Origin of the sequence: Streptomyces griseicoloratus, from assembly GCF_014534645.1 — a bacterium.
Classification (GTDB): domain Bacteria; phylum Actinomycetota; class Actinomycetes; order Streptomycetales; family Streptomycetaceae; genus Streptomyces; species Streptomyces griseicoloratus.
The window spans coordinates 63441-80779 of sequence record NZ_JACVQF010000101.1 but is presented as its reverse complement, the minus strand read 5'-3'; the positions used below and the strand labels follow the sequence as shown (position 1 = coordinate 80779).

Here is a 17339-nt window from a genome sequence, read left to right as displayed (position 1 = left end):
CGGGGGAGCGCGCTACATGCTGAAGTACGAGGACATCATCGACGCTCCGGTGGCGAAGCTGAAGGATGCCGCCGACGACTGGTCGGAGATGGCGGGGAAGCTGGACAAACTCGCCACCGACGCCGCCGACGGAATGAAGGCAAAGGCGGACAAAGCGGCCTGGGAGGGCGTCAACGCAGGGGTCACCAAGACGTTCATCGGTAAGACGGCCAAGGAGTTCGCGGATGCCGCGGCCGAGGCCAAGGGCGTGAAGCTGATCCTGGAAGAGGGTTACGCGGCCATCAAGAAGGCCAAGGACGACCTGGTCAACATCCGGGACCACGAGGGGCCCGCGGCCGGCATCCGCGTGGACGGCAAGGGCAAGGTCACGGCGCGGAACCCGTTGTCCGAGATCCCCGCGGCGCGGCACGACCCCGACTGCAGCGCGCTTCTGCAGGAGGAGAGGCGGAACATCGAGTCGTGGCAGAAGAGGATCGACCTCATCGTCGAGAACTGCAACGACACCGACCTCGCCCTCAAGAACACCCTGGAGGCCAACGTCACCGACCGCAAGGACTTCAGCGCCCCGACGTACACGAAGCTGGACCAGGAGGAGGCCGCCCGTGCCGCCGCCCTGGCGGCCAAGGGTGCGGACCTCACGCACAAGGAACTTCAGCAGCTCAACGAACTGCTGAGGGACAACAGTTCGTCGCAGGAGTTCGCCAAGAACTTCTACGAGAAGCTCGGACCCGAGAAGTCGCTCGCGTTCTTCGGCCAGCTCGCCATGGATACGCACGATTACGGCAAGGTCGACTCGGAGCGCCTCAAGGACGTCCAGGAGCTTCAGAAGAACCTCGGCCTCAACCTGGCCACCGCCTCCCACGACAAGCAGTTCACCGACAATTGGGGCCCGGAGCTCCGCAGGTTGGGCACGGAGCACATTGCGTTGTCCAAGCACGATCCCGGCGGGCCGTTCGGATACCAACTGCTCGGCGGGATCATGCGGTACGGGAACTACGACGCGAAGTTCCTCAACCCGATCGCCGAACACGTGGCGCAACTGCACCAGAAGGACCCGGACCTGTTCGCCGACACCAAGATGGTGAACAGTTGGTTCAAGAACCCCTACAACCCCTCAGGAGTGAACGGCCCCGGCTACGACCCGGCCACCGCCATGCTGGAGGCGCTCGGCAACAGCCCGGAAGCGGCGAAGAAGTTCTTCGCCGACCCCCCGACCGCGTACAACGAGGACGGTACGGTCAACCACGGCGCCACAGCCGACCTCGGCAAGGACAAGGACGGCGAGGCGATCGACAACTACCTCGACTTCTTCACCAACGAGAAGTGGGAGTCCTTCCCCGACGTCAACTCGCTCGATGTGAAGGAATACGAGGCGTCGCTCGGCTACATGCCCGACGCCCTCGGCCACGCCCTGGAGGCAGCGACACTCGGCTACCCGGCCGGGCACCCGGACGCCGGCGTGGTGCGGGACGAGGACAACGCCGCGGTCATGCAAAAGGTCATGGAGAAGTACAGCGCGGACCCGGGTCTGCTCAAGGAGCGCCACGAGGCGATGGCCGACAGCCTGGGCGTCATGGGCGCCGGGTACATCGACGACATCAACTGGGCGCTGGAGAAGAACGATCCGAACAGCGTGTTCGCGCCGGGCAAGAACCCGGACGGGCACGTCGACTTCGCGGACACCGTGGACGGGAACGGGCGGAGCGTCGTCCGGGGCTTCCTCAGCACCCTCGGCCAGCATCCGGACGCCTACGCGACGGTCTCGACCGCGGAGCAGGTCTACACGCGCAGCGTGCTGGAAGGGGCAGTGGGCCCGGACGGAAGGATCACCGAGGAGGTCGAGGCCAGGGCCAGGGCGGCTGTGCGCGTGGGCGCAGAGGTGCAGGGCATGCTCGACCAGTCCCGGGCCGACCAGGTCGAGGCGACGAACCTCAAGACTCACGAGGACTACGAGAAGGCGGTCGCCAAGCGGGCGGGCTGGGTCGAGTTCGGGGCAACGGCGGGCATCGCGGCGGGGGTCGCCTTCCTGCCCGCGACCGCGGCCGTGGGCACGGCAGCTGTGCTCGTCCCGCTGGCGACCGATACCGCCAGCGGTGCTGCCGAGCAGGTCATCGGCCAGGTGGTCGGCGACATCTCCGACAACTCGGTGGATGAGCACAAGGAGAAGATGGAGGAGCTCACCGACGAGGAGAGAATCGCGATCTTCTCCGCCGGTGAGGCCCTGGCCGAGGCACCGATGGAGGAGTTTCTGCGGCTGCACGTCCCGGAGCCCGAGAACAGCACGTTCGCGCAGGACCTTCGCGAATCGATGGTGATCGGCTACGGGGTCGGCAACGACCGGGAGAACCAGCAGGGCAACCGGCCGGAGACCGGCTGATGTCGGTGGACGGCCGAGGACACGTAAGGATGCGGATAGTGATCAGTCGTAGGCCGGTGCGCGTTGGACTCCTTGCCACGGCCGTGGCCGGCTTGTTGTGTCTCGGCGCCACTGGTTGTAGTGGGGACGGGGACGGGGACGAGGAGGCGGCCGACAAGGCTGTGGCGGGGACGCAACTGTGCGGTGGTGACGCCGTGTCCGCCCAGGCGTCCAAGGCGCTGAAGGTGATCACGGGGTCGTCGCGGTTCGGGACGACGGCGGAGAAGTCCACCGTCGCGCGGGCGGCGACGGACCTCGTCGAGGCGTTTCCGGCCGCCACCGGGGGGCGCGACGACGTCTGCCGCATCTACACGGCCGACGGTACGTCGGATTTCGCGGTACGAGTCACCTGGGGGCTGTATGGCGGCCCCCCGACGGGAACTCCGGCCCCGGATTTCACCGTGCTGAAGATGGGGGAGCGCACCCTGGCGGCGGCGAACAGGGCGTCGGTCCGTTTCGCGTGCCGGAGCGACAGGCTCACCAACTCGACGAATGCGGCTCACGTCGCCATCGGCGTGGAGCGCTGGGGTATGCCCACGGAGCCTGAGGGCGACGTCGAGGCGTTGAAGGACGCTTACGCGACCGTGGCCCACTCCTTCTCGCTGGCCATGGCCAAGGAGCTGCGCTGCGAGAAGAACGGTGGGCTCCCCGCGAAGCCCGTGCTGGATCCCGTGTAGCCGTCGGCGTGTGCGGAGACGACCGTGATCAGGGGCCCTTCCTGTCCGGAGGAGGGGCCGTCTGTTTGTATGCGGTCCGTCATGGGCGAGCGGTGCGCGGACCTCGTCTCCAGGGGGCGCCGACCTCGCGCTCGCCCACGAGTCCGGCCCGACCCGGCTCCGCGTACCGGACGGTGGTCCCTCATACGTCCGCCGGGCCGCGATCTCGCGCCGGACCGGCAAACCGTCAAGCAGTGCGTTCTCTCTTCTGGATCGGGGTCTGGGACGGGAGCTGTCAGGCTGTCCGTGAGGGCATCGGGGGCGCTTCGTTCTGGTGAGTGGCTGCCCAGGAGGCGAGCAGCCGCAGGCCCTCTTCGGAGGCGGATCCGGGCTCGGCGGCGTAGATGGTGAGGGTGAGGCCGGGTTCGGCGGCCATCTCCAGTCCTTCGTAGGCGAGGGTGAGGTCGCCGACGGCGTGGTGATGGAAGCGTTTGGTGCCGGTGCCGTGATGGCGGACGTTGTGGGCGCCCCAGCGGGTGCGGAATTCGTCGCTGCGGGTGGACAGTTCCCCGACGAGGTCGTGCAGGCCCTTGTCGTGAGGGTTGCGGCCGGCCTCGGTGCGCAGGATGGCGACGGCGACGTCGGCGGCCTGGTCCCAGTCGGGGTAGAAGCGCCGGGAGGCGGGGTCGAGGAAGTTGAAGCGGGCGAGATTCGCCTGGTTGCCGGGGGTGGCGTAGACGTCGTCGTCGAAGGCGCGGGCGAGCTGGTTGGTGGCGAGCAGGTCCATGCGGCCGTTGCGGACGAAGGCGGGTCCGGCGGTGATGGCGTCCAGGGTCCACTGGAGGCTGCGGTGCGGCGTCCACTGCCGGGTGGCGCGGCGGCGGGGGCGGGTGAGGGCATCGGCTCCGGCGGCGGCCTGCGCCAGATGGAGGAGGTGGGCGCGTTCGGCGTCGTCGAGCTGCAGGGCACGGGCGACGGCTTCGAGGACGGCGTGACGGCCACCGTTCGTCCGGTCAACGCGGCTGGGCCGTCGACGACTTGGGCCACAGCCACGGGCCGGCCCTGGACCGCTTCTTCCAGGACCGGCAGGAGATGCGGCTCGACGACCCGGCGGCTGCGTCGAGGGCGTCCTTCACTTGGAGGCGGCCGCTGCGCACCACGACATCCTCGGCGTTCACCCCGTACAGAGGTGAGTCCTCGTCTTCGACGGCCAGTGTGATGGCCTGCCGCCGCAAGGCCATCGAGGCTGGCTTCGACGGAGTCGAGCTGCACGGCGCCAACGGGTATCTCATCCACCAGTTCCTCGCGCCGAACAGCAACCAGCGCACCGACGCATGGGGCGGCAGCCCCGAGAAGCGCATCCGCTTCGCCGTGGAGACCGCCAGGGCCGTCGCCGCGGCAGTCGGCGCTTGGGCCGGACTGCCGCGTGCAGGTCCTCAGGTCCGCATTCCGACGCCAGATCGACCTGGCCCGGCACGTCGGTGCCGACGCCGCCACCATGACCCGCACCATCCAGCGCCTGGAGAAGGCCGGTTTCGTGCGCCGCGTGCGCTCCACCAGCGACAGGCGCTCCGTCCTGGTCGAACCCACCGCCGCCCGCCAGGCCCTGCGCCAACAGGTCGAAGACCTCTGGGCCCGCCTCGAGGACTACGCCGCCGGCGACTTCACCCCTGCCGAACGCGGCGAGGCCCTCGCCGTCCTCGAACGCCTCGAAACCAACCTCGCCGCCCACGTCAGCGACGCCGAACCGTCTTCCTGCGCGGGCTCACCCGACGCCTGACCGGCCACGAGCGCGCACTTGCCCTCCAGCCGCTTCAGGAGGACTCCTCGCGCAGCGCGTCGGAGACCGACTTGACCCCGCCGTGCGCGGTCAGCCCGCCGTCGACGGGGATGTCCGTGCCGGTGATGAACGACGACTCGTCCGACAGCAGGAACACCACCAGCGGGGCGACCTCGTCGGCGGTTCCGGTGCGGCCGAGCGGGGTCTCGCGGAGGTTGGCCTCGCGGAAGGCAGGGGCGGCGGAGGCGGTCATCTCGGTCTCGATGTAGCCGGGGTGGATCGTGTTGACGCGGATGCCGCGCGGACCGAGTTCCAGCGCCGCCGTCCTCGACAGGCCCCGCAGCGCCCACTTGCTGGTGGTGTACGCGACCGGGTAGTGGGCGGTGAGGGCGGCCGAGGAGCCGACGTTGACGACCGAGGAGCCGGGCGGCATCAGCGGGGCGAGGTGCTGGATGCCGAGCAGCGGGCCGGTGACGTTGACGGCGTGGACGCGTGCCAGATCCTCGGGGCGGACCGCGCCGAGGCGGGCCCGCCAGGTGACGCCCGCGTTGTTGACGAGTCCGTGCACGTGCCCGTACGACTCCTGCAGCTCGGCGGCGAGGCCGGCCCATTCCCGTTCGCTGGTCACGTCGAGGCGGCGGCACTCGCCTTCCGGCCGTACGTCGGTGGCGATCACCCGCGCGCCCTCCCGGGCCAGCGCCTCCGCCTCGGCGGCGCCCTGGCCACGTGCCGCGCCGGTGACCACGACCACCTTGCCCCGCAGCCTCTGGGAGTGCGGGGCGCTCACGGGCGCTCCCGGGACCGGCGCCGGCCTGCGGGCAGCGGCACCGGGTCCGCGCCGGGCACGACGGTGTTGGACACGCTGCCGATCCCCTGCACGGTGAGGGTGACGGTGTCGCCGGGCTTCAACGGCGGCGGGGTCTGTTCGCCGCGCAGGCCCCACAGCTCGGCGAGGCAGCCGCCGTTGCCGCACGTGCCCGAGCCGAGGACGTCGCCGGGTACGACCCGGGTGCCGCGCGAGGCGTAGGCGACCATCTCCTCGAACGTCCAGCTCATGTTGGACAGCAGGTCCGTGCCGACGGTCTCGCCGTTGACCTCGGCGGTCAGGGCCAGGCGCAGGAAGCCGTCGGCGTCCCGGTACGGCTCCAGCTCGTCCGCGGTGACCAGGTACGGGCCGAGGGTGGTGGCCGTGTCCTTGCCCTTGCACGGGCCGAGGCCGACCTTCATCTCCGCCGACTGCAGGTCCCTGGCCGACCAGTCGTTGAAGACCGTGTAGCCGACGATGTGGTCACGGGCCTGCCCGGGGGTGAGGTCGCGGCCCTCGCGGCCGACGACGGCGGCCACCTCCAGTTCGAAGTCCAGCACACCCGACCCGGGCGGGACGGGGATGTCGTCGTGCGGGCCGTGGACCGCGTGCGGGTTGGTGAAGTAGAAGGTCGGCGCGGCGTACCACTGCTCGGGCACGCCGACGGCGCCGCTCACCGAGCGCCGTACGCCCTCGACGTGCTCCTCGAAGGTGACGAAGTCCCGGACGGAGGCGGGTCGGAGCGGCGGCAGCAGCCGGACCTCCGACACGTGCGGACCCGGTGGTACGTCGAGCGCCGCCGCGCCCGCGGCGAGCAGGCCGGGCAGACCGCCGGACTCCGACAGCAGGGTGGTGAGCGAGGTGACGCCGGGCAGCGGCAGCAGGGTGCCGTCGTCCTCGACGACGGCCACGCGGCGGCGGTGATGGTGTTCGTAGGCGGCGAAACGCATGGTGCGGCTCCTGGCGGATCAGACCGGCGGGGCGACGAAGACGCCGCGGTCGGGGTCGTTGAAGGACTCCTTCGCGACCAGCTCGTTCATGGGGTTGGCCGTGCCCCACTGGTCGGTGACCTCGGGCTGCGAGAAGTCGTAGACGTGCGGGTGCCAGGTGTCCTCGTCCAGGCACTCCAGCTCCGTCGTGTACTCGACGGTGTTGCCGTGCGGGTCGAGGAAGTAGGTGAAGGTGTTGTCGCCCGCCATGTGCCGGCCCGGGCCCCAGATCTTGCGGTACCCGGCGCGGATGACGCGGCCGCTGCCGCGCATGTACTCGTCGAGGCCGCGCATCTCGAAGGAGATGTGGTGCAGGGAGGTGTGCGGGCCCTGTGCGATGGCCATGGAGTGGTGCTGGTTGGAGATCCGCATGAAGTGCATGACCTCGCCCATGTGCGGCGAGCTGAGCGTGTCGGACAGGCGGAAGCCGAGGTGGGTCTCGTACCACTCGCGGGTGCGGTTCAGGTCGGGGGAGTTGAGGACCACATGGCTCAGCTTGACCGGGATCGACTCCCTCTCCTCGATCTTGCGGTGCTGCCGTGCCTCGACGCCGGCGGAGACCTCGATGGTGCGGCCGTCGACGTCGAAGAAGCGGAAGCCGTAGCCGCCGCCGGGCGTGTCCACCCTGCCCGGCTGAGTGATCAACTGCACGCCTCCGGCGATGAGTCGCTCGGCGAGCGTGTCGACGTCGGCGGCGGAAGCGGCGCCGTAGGAGACCAGGTCGAGGCGCTTCTCCCCGGCCTTGCGCAGCCGTACGACGTACTGCTCGGGGGAGCCCTCGGCGGCGAGGAAGGCGATCCCGGAGTCCTCGGCGACCTTCGTCAGGCCCCAGACGCCCGCGTAGAAGTCGAGCTGCTTGTCGTAGTCGGGCACGGCGAGGTCGACGTGCCGCAGATGGGTGAGCAGACGCATGGTGTCAGTCCTTCCGAAGGAGGGCGTAGGCGTTGCCGCCGCGTACGGCGTGGAAGTCGGCGTCGGGCAGACCGGCCGCGCGCAGCGCGCCGACGGGGTCCTCGGTGCCCATGTCGAAGGGGAAGTCGGAGCCGAGCAGCACCCGGTCCGCGCCCGCGGTCCGGACCAGCTCCCGCAGCACGTGGGGGTCGTGGACGAGGGAGTCGAAGTACAGGCGCCCGAGGTAGCTGCTGGGCAGGTGGGCGCAGGCGGCCCCGGCGTCGGAGCGGGTCGACCAGGCGTGGTCGGAGCGGCCGATGTGGGTCGGCAGGTAGCCGCCGCCGTGCGCGGCGATCAGCTTCAGGCCCGGGTGCCGGTCCAGGACTCCGGAGAAGATCAGGTGGGAGAGCGCGACGGCGTTCTCGACCGGCTGGCCCACGGTGTTGGACAGGTACCACCGGTCGAGCCGTTCGTCGAGCGTGCAGCCGAAGGGGTGCAGGAAGACGAGCGCGCCGGTCTCCTCGGCCCGGGTCCAGAAGGGCTCGAAGGCCGGGTCGGAGAGTTCTCGCCCCGGTGCGTGGCTGGAGATTTCGACGCCCAGCAGGCCCTGGCCCAGCGCGTGATCGAGGGCGCGTACCGTGTGATCAGGATGCTGCAGTGGTACCAGGCCGAGCCCGCGCAGCCGGTCGGGCGCGGCGGAACAGTGCGCCGCCGTCGCCTCGTTGGCCAGCCGGTACACCTTCTCGGCCGTCTCCTCGTCCGCCCAGTAGTGGTAGTGCGAGGGGGAGGGGCTGACCAACTGGATGTCCACGCCCTGGGCGTCCATCGCGGCCAGCCGCACGGCGGGGTCGGTCAGTCGCGGGATGCGCTCGCGCACCATGGGCCCGCTCACGGCGAGTGCCGCCGGACCATTGCGCCGGGCGTCCAGCGCCTTTGCTTCCGCCAGCCCCGGCAGTCCGGCCACCAGGGCCTCCGTCTCGGGGAGCAGCACATGGGCGTGGACGTCCACAGTGGGGGCGGTGCTCACGGCAGCTCCCGCAGCATCGTCATCGTGCGGCCCATCAGGCCGGGGACGTCCGCGTCACGGACGCCGTCGAGCTGCCACCGGCCGATCTGCACGGACGCCTCCACGACCGGGCGGACGCGGGCCACGCGCCGCTCGTAGTACGCCTGGAAGAGGGCGTCGTCCCAGGTGTCCGAGGCGGTCAGCAGCCGGGCGAGCACCCAGGCGTCCTCCAGGGACAGGGCCGCGCCCTGCGCCAGCGTGGGCGGGCAGCAGTGCGCCGCGTCCCCGGCGAGGACCACACGGCCGCGGTGCCAGGAGCCCTCCACCAGCAGTCGGTCGAACCAGGTGTAGTTGACCTTCGCCGGGTCGGTGATGTGTTCGGTGATGTCCGGCCAGTGGCCCCCGTAGGCGGAGGCGAGGCGGCGCATCTCGTCGGCGTACGTCTCCGGTGGGATGGAGGCGCGGTCGCGGTTCGCCTCGACGACGTACGCGTAGAGGGTGGTGTCGCCAGTCGGGCAGTACCCGGCGATGTAGGCCGGACCGCCGTAGGCGAGGTCGGTGCGGATCACTCCGGCGGGGCGCGGGGCGGCGACGCGCCAGATGGCCATGCCGGTCGGCTCCGGCTTGTCGCCGATGCCGATGGCCGCGCGGGTCGCGGAACCGAGGCCGTCGGCGGCGACGACGAGGTCGTAGCGGCCCTCGCTGCCGTCGGAGAACCGTACCGAGACACCGTCCGCGTCCTGGCCGAGGATCTCGGCGGTCGTGCCGAGCCGCACGGAGGCACCGCTGTCCCGTACGGCGTCGATCAGGATCCGCTGGAGACGCGGGCGCTGCATGCCGACGGTGGCGGGCAGGTCGTCGCCGCCCGTGCGCAGGTCCCGGGCGACGTGCAGGACCGTGCCGTCGGGGGTGGTGATGCCGACGGAGCCGAAACCGAAGCCGGACGCCTTCACCTGGTCCCAGACGCCGAGTTCACGCAGGACGCGCAGGGCGTTGCCCTGGAGGGTGATGCCGGATCCCGCGGTGGCGTTCCAGTCGTCCTTGGCCTCGATCAGGTCCACCGCGATGCCGGCTCGGCGCAGGAAGACCGTCGCGGCGTTGCCTGCCGCGCCGCCACCGATCACCAGGACCGTGCGGGCTGTGCTCATGAGGGAACTCCCTTGTTCCGTACGTTACTTGACGGCGATCGGGTTGACGGGGGAGCCGACCGCGCCGGTGATGGGGAGGGGCGCGGCGGTGAGCCAGAACGCGTACACGCCGTCGGCCGCGCAGTCCCCGGCCAGCGCGTCCAGGTCCCACATCTCGCCGATCAGCAGCCCGATGTTCGGGATGGCGACCTGGTGCAGCGGCTGGAAGGCGTTCTCGAACTCGTTCGGCCGCACCTCGAAACCCCAGGTGTCCGTCGCGATCGCGGCGATCTCGGTCGCGTGCAGCCAGCCGGCCGTGGTGAACGACAGACCGGGCGCGGGGCCACCGGCGTAGTCGCCCCAGCCCTCGCGGCGTGCACGGGCCAGCTGCCCGGTGCGGACCAGCACGATGTCACCCCGGCCGACGGCCACCCCGTGCGCCTCGGCCGTCACCGTCAGATGCTCCTCGGTGACGGCGAACCCGTCCGGCAGCTCCCCGTCCTCACCGATCACCCGGCCCACGTCGAGCAGCACGCCACGCCCGGCGACATACGGTGCCATGTGCTCGATGCCGGTGACGAGGTCGCCGTCGGAGGTGACGACCTGCTCGGCCGCCCGCCCGTTCCACGCCTTGCCGTGGTCGAAGATGTGCCCGAGCCCGTCCCACTGGGTCGAGCACTGGAGCGGCATCGCGATCACGTCGTCCGCGCCGCCGATGCCGTGCGGGAAGCCCTGGATGCCGAGGGCGGCGTCGGTGCCGGTGTCCAGCATGGTGTGCACCGGGTTGGTGCGCCGCCGCCAGCCCTTCTGCGGGCCGTTCATGTCGAACGCCTGGGACAGGGAGAAGCTGACGCCGCGCCGGATGAGGGCGGCGCCCTCGCGGCGCTTGTCCTCGGTGAGGAAGTTCAGGGTGCCGAGCCGGTCGTCCTCGCCCCAACGGCCCCAGTTGGAGTACGCCTTGGCGGCCTCGGCGATCGCGCCCTCGGGGTCGTGGCGGTTCACGCGGCGCCCTCCGCGACACAACGGGTGCGCTGCACCCCGAGACCGGTGATCGTGCCCTCCATGACATCGCCGTCGCGCAGCAGCCGGCCCCAGTGCATGCCGTTGCCGGCCGGGCTGCCGGTGAGCACCAGATCGCCGGGGAGCAGACGGGCGGTCTGCGAGGCGTAGGACACCATGCGCGCGACCTTGAAGATCATGTCTGCGGTCGACTCGTCCTGCATCGTCTCGCCGTTGAGCTCGAGCCGGACGCGAAGGTCATCGGGGTCCGTGATGGACTCGGACGGCACGATCCAGGGACCGAGCGGGGTGAACCCGGGCGCGTTCTTGCTGCGCAGCCAGTCGGTGCCGATCTGCGGCATGTCCCGGCGGAAGACGGTGGCCCGGTCGGTCAGGTCGTTGGCGATGGTGTAGCCGGCGATGTACTGCGGCGCGTCCTCCACCGGCACCCGGTGGGCCGCCTTGCCGATCACGACCGCCAGCTCCAGCTCCCAGTCCGGCTTCTCGGCCCAGGCGGGCAGGACGACGTCGTCGTACGGACCGGTGATCGCGCTCGGCAGACCGGTGAAGACGTACGGCAGGTCCTCGGCCGCCCGCCGGTCCATGATCTCCGCCGCCTCCGCGCGCCGCTCGCCCTCCGGCCGTTCGTCACCGGGGGCGCGGTGGGCGACGTGCAGGTCGATGACGTGCTGCCGGTAGTTCGCGCCCGACTGGAACACCTGGCGCGGGGCCACCGGCGCGTGCACGCGCAGGTCCGTGACGGCCGTGCGGGCCGGGCCGGCGTCGGCCGCGACGGCGCGCAGCCGCGGCAGGGCCGTCTCCCAGCGGTCCAGCACGTCGAGGGTGGTCAGCCGTTCGTCGCCGAAGACGTCCCGCAGGTCGAGGGCCTGGCCGTCGGGGGTGACGAGGGCGGGGAACTCCGGCCCGTCCGGGGTCGAGAGGGTGGCGAGGGCGAACGGTCCGGCGAAGAGGGCGGACGAGGGTTCGGGTTTCACGGACGTGTCCTCCTGATTGCGGTGGGACTAATCTGGACCCGCTCCCCGCGATCAGGGAAATCGATTCTGTGGATGATCGGCATCCACGGGGTTTATTCCCCCTGCTCCTCGCCCAACAGCAAGGGACCGACCCGTGAACCTGGCCCGTCTCGACCTCAATCTCGTCGTCGCGCTGCGCGCCCTGCTGGAGGAGCGGAACGTCACCCGGGCCGGGCAGCGCGTCGGTCTGAGCCAGCCCGCGATGAGCGCGGCGCTGGCCCGGCTGCGCCGGCACTTCGACGACGACCTGCTCGCCCGCGTCGGCGGCCACTACGAGCTGACCGCACTCGGCCAGGTGCTCCTGGACCGCACCTCCACCGCCTACGACGTACTCGAACGCCTCTTCTCCAGCCAGGCCGACTTCGACCCGGCCAGGGAGAACCGCGAGTTCCGGCTGATGGCGTCCGACTACGCCGTCGCCGTCTTCGGCACCGGACTCGCGCGCGTCGTGCACGAGGAGGCCCCCGGCATCCGGCTCCGCTTCACCCAGACCCCGCCGACCGTCGTCGACGACACCGCCACCCTGCTCAGCGCCACCGACGGCCTGCTCATGCCGCACGGCGTGATCAGCGACTTCCCCGCCACCGACCTCTACGACGACCGCTGGGTGTTCCTCGTGGCGCGGGACCACGCCGGCGTCGAGGACCGGCTCACCCGGCGTGACCTGGCCCGGCTGCCGTGGGTGACGTACCAGCGCACTTATGACGCCCCCGCGGTCCGGCAGCTGGGCATGCTCGGCATCGAGCCGCGCGTCGAGGTCTCCGTCGACAGCTTCCAGCTGCTGCCCCTGATGATCGCCGGCACCCGGCGCATCGCCCTGATCCAGGCACGGCTGGCGCGGATGCTGGCGCCGATCGCCGCGGTGCGGGTGGTGGAACCGCCCTACGAGGCGGTGCCGCTGCGGGAAGCGTTGTGGTGGCACCCGGTCCACACCCATGACGCGGCCCACATCTGGCTGCGCGAGACGGCCGCGCGGGTCGGGGCCCGACTGCTCCGCACGGACGAGGAGTGACACGATGATCCCGGCTCGTGGGTGAACTGGTCGCCCACGGTTTTCTGGGCCGGGACGACGACCGCCGGGTGCGGATCGGTGTCCGGCTCCGGGAACTCGCCGTACGGGCCTCACCCTCACCATCCCCGCGCAGGACCTCACGGTCCGGCAGGCGGGTGCCTGGGTGCTCGTACCCGGTTCCTACACCTTCGCCATCGCACGCTCGTCCCGCAGTCTCACGGCACAGCGGACCCTGACCATCAACTAGCCGGTCCCGACGTTCTATAGACTCCCCGGATGGCCAGTGATCCCCTCCGTCTCACCGTGCTGGGTTGTGCGACGCCCTATGCGAGCGTGGACAACGCGTGCTCCGGCTACCTCGTGTCCAGCGGCGGCACTCACGTCTGGGTGGACGCGGGCAGCGGGACGCTGGCGCAGTTGCAGCGGCATGTCGGGCTCGACGAGGTGGACGCGATCTGGATCTCGCACCTGCATGCCGATCACAGCGCGGACCTGCTCACCGCCTACTACGCGGCGCTCTTCGCGGACATTCGGCTTGCCGCGCCCATCCCCCTGTACGGACCGCCCGGAATCGCCGACCGGTTGGCTCATTTCCTCACCAACGGCGCGACGCGCAGCCCGGTCGAGCGCGCCTTCGCCGTCCACGAGCTGGCCGACGGGCATCAGGCACGCGTCGGCGCGCTCACCATGACCAGCAGGGCAGTGGCACACGGCATACCGGCCTTCGCGGTGCGCATCGAGGCCGGGGGCCGGTCGCTGGTCTACTCCGGCGACACGGCACCGTGCGCGAACCTCACGGAACTGGCCGAGGGGTGCGACGTGTTGCTGTGCGAGGCCGAGAGCGCCCAGGCGCCGGCCGAGGACGAACAGGTGCACCACACGCCGGAAGACACCGGCGACACGGCGAGCGCGGCCCGGGCGGGCCGGTTGATCGTCACCCACGTCGGCCGGTTCCTCACCCCGGACCAGGCGGTGGCACGCGCCTCGGCCCGGTTCGACGGTCCCGTCGACTATGCCGCACCCGGTACCACCTTCCCGGTCGGCTAGGCCGCCACAGGAAATCCCGATGTCGGCAGCGGCGCAGGCCGAGCTGGCGATCACCGTCCGCCAGGGGCCCTCCGGCCCCCGGCGGACGGACGTCGGCTACCGGTGCGCCGCCAGGAACGGCACGACCACCTCGGCCATCTCGTCGGGTACTTCCTCCGCGAGGTCGTGGCCCGCCTCGAAGACGTGTCCGGTGACGTCGTGGGCCACGAGCCGTGCCTGGGACTCGTTGCGTGCGCCGATGAAGGCGGAGCCGCCGAGTGCCAGGACCGGGATGTCCAGCTTCTTGCGGGCGGCCTGCCGGTTCTGTTCGGCGTCGGTGAGCATCGCCCGGTAGACGGCGAGCATCGCGCGGATGCCGCCGGGCATGGAGTAGCAGCGCACGTACTCCTCGATCGCGTCGGGGGTGGCGGTGTCGGGGTGGCTGCGCTCGTTCTTGATCATGTAGGTGATCAGTTCGCGTTCGCGCCCGGAGATCAGCATCTCGGGGACGTCGGGCTGGAAGTAGAAGCCCAGGTGCCACAGGTGCATGCCGCTGGAGACGTTCTCGGGGGTGAGGGCGGTGTGGTCCTCGAAGCCGAAGCCGGGGAACAGCGCCTCGGCGAAGACGAGGGCGGTGGCGTGGTCGCGGTGGCGGGCGGCGAGCTGGTAGCCGATCACCGCTCCCCAGTCCTCGCCGATCACGGCGTATGTCTCGTGTCCGAGGCGGGCCATCAGCTCGGCGATGTCGTCGCTCATCGTCGCGGAGTCGTAGCCGTCCGCGGGGCGGGCGGAGTCGCCGAGACCGCGCAGGTCGGGAACGACGACGGTGTGGTGGGGCGTCAGCTTCGGGACCAGGTGGCGCCAGTGGTAGCCGGTCTTGGGCACGCCGTGCAGCAGCACCACGGCGGGGCCGGACCCGGCCGTCCGGTAGTGCAGGCTCGTGCCGTTGACGGCGGCACGGCCGGTGCGCAGGGGCGTTGAGGTGTGGTCGTACATCACGACGTGGTGCTTCCTGCCTTGGGTGCGGTGGGTGTGGTCGGCGTCTTTCTTTGGCGAGCGTTACAGATTCGGGGCATGAAAAACGTCCGGCCGTGGTCGCGGCGCCCCTCAGTCGAGAGCGGTCAGTGCGACCTCGACGAGGGGTTCGAGGGAGGACGTGTCCGGCGTGATCTTCGAGGAGACCAGCAGCCCGTTGAGGAAGGTGACCAGGAACGCGGCGATCGTGTGCGGGTCGTGCCGGGCCGCGATCTCGCCCCGCTCCATCGCGGCCCGCAGCACCTCGGTCAACGCCTCCCGGCTCGCGTCCTGCATGTCGCGCACGGTGCGCCGGGTCGCCGCGTCCTGGGGCAGCCGCTCGCAGACCGCGTTGACGGCCAGGCAGCCCTGGCCGCCGTTTCCGACGGCGATGCGGATCCGCTCCGTCAGCAGCGTACGGATCGCCGCGCGGGCGTCCGCCCCCTCCTCCAGACTGCGCAGGGCGGCCGCCGCGAGGGTGGTGCGGTAGTGCTCCAGCGCGGCCCGGTACAGGCCGTCCTTGTCGCCGAACGCGGCGTACAGGGACCCCTGTCCGATCCCCAGGTGCTGGGTCAGGTCGCGCACCGAGGTCGCCTCGTAGCCGCGCGTCCAGAACAGCTCCATGGCGCGGGTCACCGCTGCCTCGGTGTCGAACTCCCGTGTCCTTGCCACGGCTCCACCGTAACTTATCTGGATCGCTCGCTCAAGAAAGAGTCCGCGGCCTGACCGTGCGCTGACCCGCAGGCCGGTCACGGACTTGACCTTGACACGGTGACAAGGTGTCCCCTGGGCGCAGGAGGTGGTTTCGATCAACCCGACAAACGCAGCCCACGCAACCCCGCACAACGCCCGCGTGGCCGCCGTCCTGAGTGCCGGGGACTCGTCGGTCCGGCTTCAGGCGGCCCTGGCGGCCGGCTCGAACCCCGACCCCGGATTCCTGGAGACGCTCGTCGAGCGGTGCGCGGTCGAGCCGGACTTCTTCGTGCGGGACATGCTGTCCTGGGCGCTGACCCGCCTCCCCCCGGAGATCACCCTGCCCCGGATGCGCCGGGAACTCGACTCCGGGCGCACGCGGGCCCGCAGCCAGGCGTTGCACACGCTCTCCAAGATCGGCGACAGGAGTGCGTGGGCCTGGATCACGCGCGACATGCTGCACGACGCCGACGACGAGGTGGCGCGGACCGCGTGGCGCGTCGCGGTCGTCCTCGTGCCCGAGGACGAGAAGGCGGACCTGGCCGGTGAACTGGTCAGGGAGCTCGGCCGCGGCGACCGCGACGTGCAGCTGAGCCTGAGCCGGGCCCTCGTCGGCCTCGGCGACGTGACCGGGCCCGCCCTGGAGAGGGCCGCGGCGAGCCCCGACCCGGCGGTGGCCGCGCACGCCCGTGCCACCGAGCTGCTGCGGCGGAACCCGGAGACCGGCTTCCACGCGGCCGTCGACGAGGCTGAGCGCATCGTGACCCTCGGTCCGGAACGAGCCGCTGCCGCGGGGGCCGCGGAATGCTGATCGGTGACGTGGTCCGGCACTCGGGGGTGAGCGCGCGGATGCTCCGGCACTACGACGCCCTCGGGCTGGTACGACCGACGGGCCGCACCGCCGGCGGCTACCGCGAGTACTCCGCAGACGACGTCCGCAGGATCTTCCACGTGGAGAGCCTGCGGTCCCTCGGGCTCTCGCTCAAGCAGATCGGGCGCGCGCTGCAGGACCCCGCCTTCACACCGTCCGCCCTGGTCGGCGACCTCATCCGGTGGACGGAAGACCGCCTGGAGCGGGAACGGGAGCTGCTGGAACGGCTCCGCGCCGTCGACGCGTCGGCGCCCACCGGCTGGCAGGACGTCCTGCGCATCGTCGAGCTCATGCAGGGGCTCGACTCGGCCAGTGCCGCGCGCAGGCAGCAGGCCGTGCTGGCCCAGCCGGAGGGCGTGCCGGTTCCCGTCGAGCTGCTGGCCGGGGCGGTCCTCGCCGAGTCCGACCCCAACGTCGCGGGCGCCCTGCGCTGGGCGCTCGCCCGCTCGGGCGGCGACGGTGTTGCGGCACTGGCCGCCGGCGTGCACTCGCCGGACGTCGACGTCCGGCGACGCGCGGTGCGGGCGATCGCCGAGATGGCCGACGCCCCGGGAGCGACCGCGGTGCTGGCGGACGCGCTCGGGGACCCGGACCCCACGGTGCGCAGGTACGCGGCTCTCGCGTTGGGCAGGCGTGGCGTCACCGGCGCCGTGCCGACGCTCGTCGCCATGGTCGTCGAGGGCTGCAACGACGTCGAAGCGGCGGAGGTCCTGGGAGCGCTGTCCCAGGACCCCGGGTGCGCGGACCGGATCACGACCGCACTGGCCGACGAACTCGCCGCGCCCACCGCGGACTCCGCGACGCGGCTACGTCTGACCCAGGCGCTGGTCGAGCTGCCGGGGACCGCCGCTCAGGAGATCCTTCGTCAACTGGCCCGCGACGGCGACAGCGCGGTCGCGCTCGTCGCCTCGGCCTTCGCCGGGGTCGTCGACGAGCGGTCTCCGGAAGACCGGGACGACGAGGACTCGTGAAGGTGCGCGCGGACGGCGTCCAACCGCGGGTCGGCGGCGGGCACCGGCA

At 71.2% G+C, this 17339-nt stretch carries 17 protein-coding genes and 2 pseudogenes; 8 read left to right on the top strand and 11 right to left on the bottom strand.

The window, feature by feature from the left end:
* The first annotated feature begins 16 nt into the window (after positions 1-16).
* Together H0H10_RS02895 and H0H10_RS02890 are read left to right on the top strand one after the other, a co-directional pair.
* Positions 17-2377 carry a DUF6571 family protein gene (locus tag H0H10_RS02895; RefSeq protein ID WP_188179192.1) on the top strand — a complete coding sequence of 787 codons (2361 nt, stop codon included), beginning with the start codon at positions 17-19 and terminating at the stop codon, positions 2375-2377.
* A 29-nt stretch (positions 2378-2406) separates the two neighbouring features.
* Positions 2407-3093, top strand: coding sequence for a hypothetical protein (locus H0H10_RS02890; RefSeq protein ID WP_188179191.1), 687 nt, complete (start codon positions 2407-2409; stop codon positions 3091-3093).
* A 274-nt stretch (positions 3094-3367) separates the two neighbouring features.
* Here H0H10_RS02890 and H0H10_RS02885 read toward each other — a convergent pair.
* Together H0H10_RS02885 and H0H10_RS02880 are read right to left on the bottom strand one after the other, a co-directional pair.
* A pseudogene (locus tag H0H10_RS02885) lies at positions 3368-4066 on the bottom strand (MmyB family transcriptional regulator); the annotation flags it as partial.
* Positions 4067-4085: 19 nt separating this feature from the next.
* On the bottom strand, positions 4086-4313 hold the full coding sequence (locus H0H10_RS02880; protein WP_188179242.1) for a hypothetical protein: 228 nt from the start codon (positions 4311-4313) through the stop codon (positions 4086-4088).
* Between H0H10_RS02880 and H0H10_RS02875 the strand changes: the two are divergent.
* Both H0H10_RS02875 and H0H10_RS02870 read left to right on the top strand, forming a co-directional pair.
* A pseudogene (locus H0H10_RS02875) lies at positions 4303-4480 on the top strand (oxidoreductase); the annotation flags it as partial. The gene H0H10_RS02880 and the pseudogene H0H10_RS02875 sit on opposite strands and share 11 nt — an antisense overlap.
* 18 nt (positions 4481-4498) lie before the next feature.
* Positions 4499-4852, top strand: coding sequence for a MarR family winged helix-turn-helix transcriptional regulator (locus tag H0H10_RS02870; protein WP_188179190.1), 354 nt, complete (start codon positions 4499-4501; stop codon positions 4850-4852).
* Positions 4853-4886: 34 nt separating this feature from the next.
* Here H0H10_RS02870 and H0H10_RS02865 read toward each other — a convergent pair whose 3' ends face one another.
* The 7 genes from H0H10_RS02865 to H0H10_RS02835 are packed head-to-tail and all read right to left on the bottom strand — an operon-like array spanning position 4887 to position 11664.
* Positions 4887-5639 carry an SDR family NAD(P)-dependent oxidoreductase gene (locus tag H0H10_RS02865; RefSeq protein ID WP_188179189.1) on the bottom strand — a complete coding sequence of 251 codons (753 nt, stop codon included), beginning with the start codon at positions 5637-5639 and terminating at the stop codon, positions 4887-4889.
* The gene (locus H0H10_RS02860; RefSeq protein ID WP_188179188.1) at positions 5636-6607 is read right to left on the bottom strand and encodes a fumarylacetoacetate hydrolase family protein; all 972 of its coding nucleotides are present in this window, start codon (positions 6605-6607) and stop codon (positions 5636-5638) included. The genes H0H10_RS02865 and H0H10_RS02860 overlap by 4 nt, the downstream gene beginning before the upstream one ends.
* A gap of 18 nt (positions 6608-6625) precedes the next feature.
* A complete protein-coding gene (locus H0H10_RS02855; protein WP_188179187.1) occupies positions 6626-7558 on the bottom strand; it encodes a VOC family protein in 933 nt (310 codons plus the stop codon).
* A 4-nt stretch (positions 7559-7562) separates the two neighbouring features.
* Entirely contained in the window at positions 7563-8564 is a 1002-nt protein-coding gene (locus H0H10_RS02850; RefSeq protein ID WP_188179186.1) for an amidohydrolase family protein, read from the bottom strand.
* Entirely contained in the window at positions 8561-9691 is a 1131-nt protein-coding gene (locus H0H10_RS02845; protein WP_188179185.1) for an FAD-dependent oxidoreductase, read from the bottom strand. The genes H0H10_RS02850 and H0H10_RS02845 overlap by 4 nt, the downstream gene beginning before the upstream one ends.
* A gap of 24 nt (positions 9692-9715) precedes the next feature.
* Positions 9716-10672 carry a cyclase family protein gene (locus tag H0H10_RS02840; RefSeq protein WP_188179184.1) on the bottom strand — a complete coding sequence of 319 codons (957 nt, stop codon included), beginning with the start codon at positions 10670-10672 and terminating at the stop codon, positions 9716-9718.
* The gene (locus H0H10_RS02835; protein WP_188179183.1) at positions 10669-11664 is read right to left on the bottom strand and encodes a fumarylacetoacetate hydrolase family protein; all 996 of its coding nucleotides are present in this window, start codon (positions 11662-11664) and stop codon (positions 10669-10671) included. Before H0H10_RS02835 ends, H0H10_RS02840 begins: the two co-directional genes overlap by 4 nt.
* Positions 11665-11797: 133 nt before the next feature.
* Between H0H10_RS02835 and H0H10_RS02830 the strand changes: the two genes are divergently transcribed.
* Both H0H10_RS02830 and H0H10_RS02825 read left to right on the top strand, forming a co-directional pair.
* Positions 11798-12715: a LysR family transcriptional regulator gene (locus tag H0H10_RS02830; protein WP_188179182.1), complete on the top strand. Its 918-nt coding sequence runs from the start codon at positions 11798-11800 to the stop codon at positions 12713-12715.
* Positions 12716-12991: 276 nt separating this feature from the next.
* The gene (locus H0H10_RS02825; RefSeq protein WP_188179181.1) at positions 12992-13762 is read left to right on the top strand and encodes an MBL fold metallo-hydrolase; all 771 of its coding nucleotides are present in this window, start codon (positions 12992-12994) and stop codon (positions 13760-13762) included.
* A 96-nt stretch (positions 13763-13858) separates the two neighbouring features.
* Here H0H10_RS02825 and H0H10_RS02820 read toward each other — a convergent pair whose 3' ends face one another.
* Positions 13859-14737: an alpha/beta fold hydrolase gene (locus tag H0H10_RS02820; protein ID WP_223179297.1), complete on the bottom strand. Its 879-nt coding sequence runs from the start codon at positions 14735-14737 to the stop codon at positions 13859-13861.
* Positions 14738-14848: 111 nt separating this feature from the next.
* Complete coding sequence (locus tag H0H10_RS02815; RefSeq protein ID WP_188179179.1) at positions 14849-15427, bottom strand: TetR/AcrR family transcriptional regulator; 579 nt, start codon at positions 15425-15427, stop codon at positions 14849-14851.
* Positions 15428-15608: 181 nt separating this feature from the next.
* Between H0H10_RS02815 and H0H10_RS02810 the strand changes: the two genes are divergently transcribed.
* The gene (locus H0H10_RS02810) at positions 15609-16259 is read left to right on the top strand and encodes a HEAT repeat domain-containing protein (RefSeq protein WP_309141717.1); all 651 of its coding nucleotides are present in this window, start codon (positions 15609-15611) and stop codon (positions 16257-16259) included.
* Positions 16253-17290: a HEAT repeat domain-containing protein gene (locus tag H0H10_RS02805; RefSeq protein WP_188179177.1), complete on the top strand. Its 1038-nt coding sequence runs from the start codon at positions 16253-16255 to the stop codon at positions 17288-17290. The genes H0H10_RS02810 and H0H10_RS02805 overlap by 7 nt, the downstream gene beginning before the upstream one ends.
* Positions 17291-17339 lie beyond the last annotated feature (49 nt).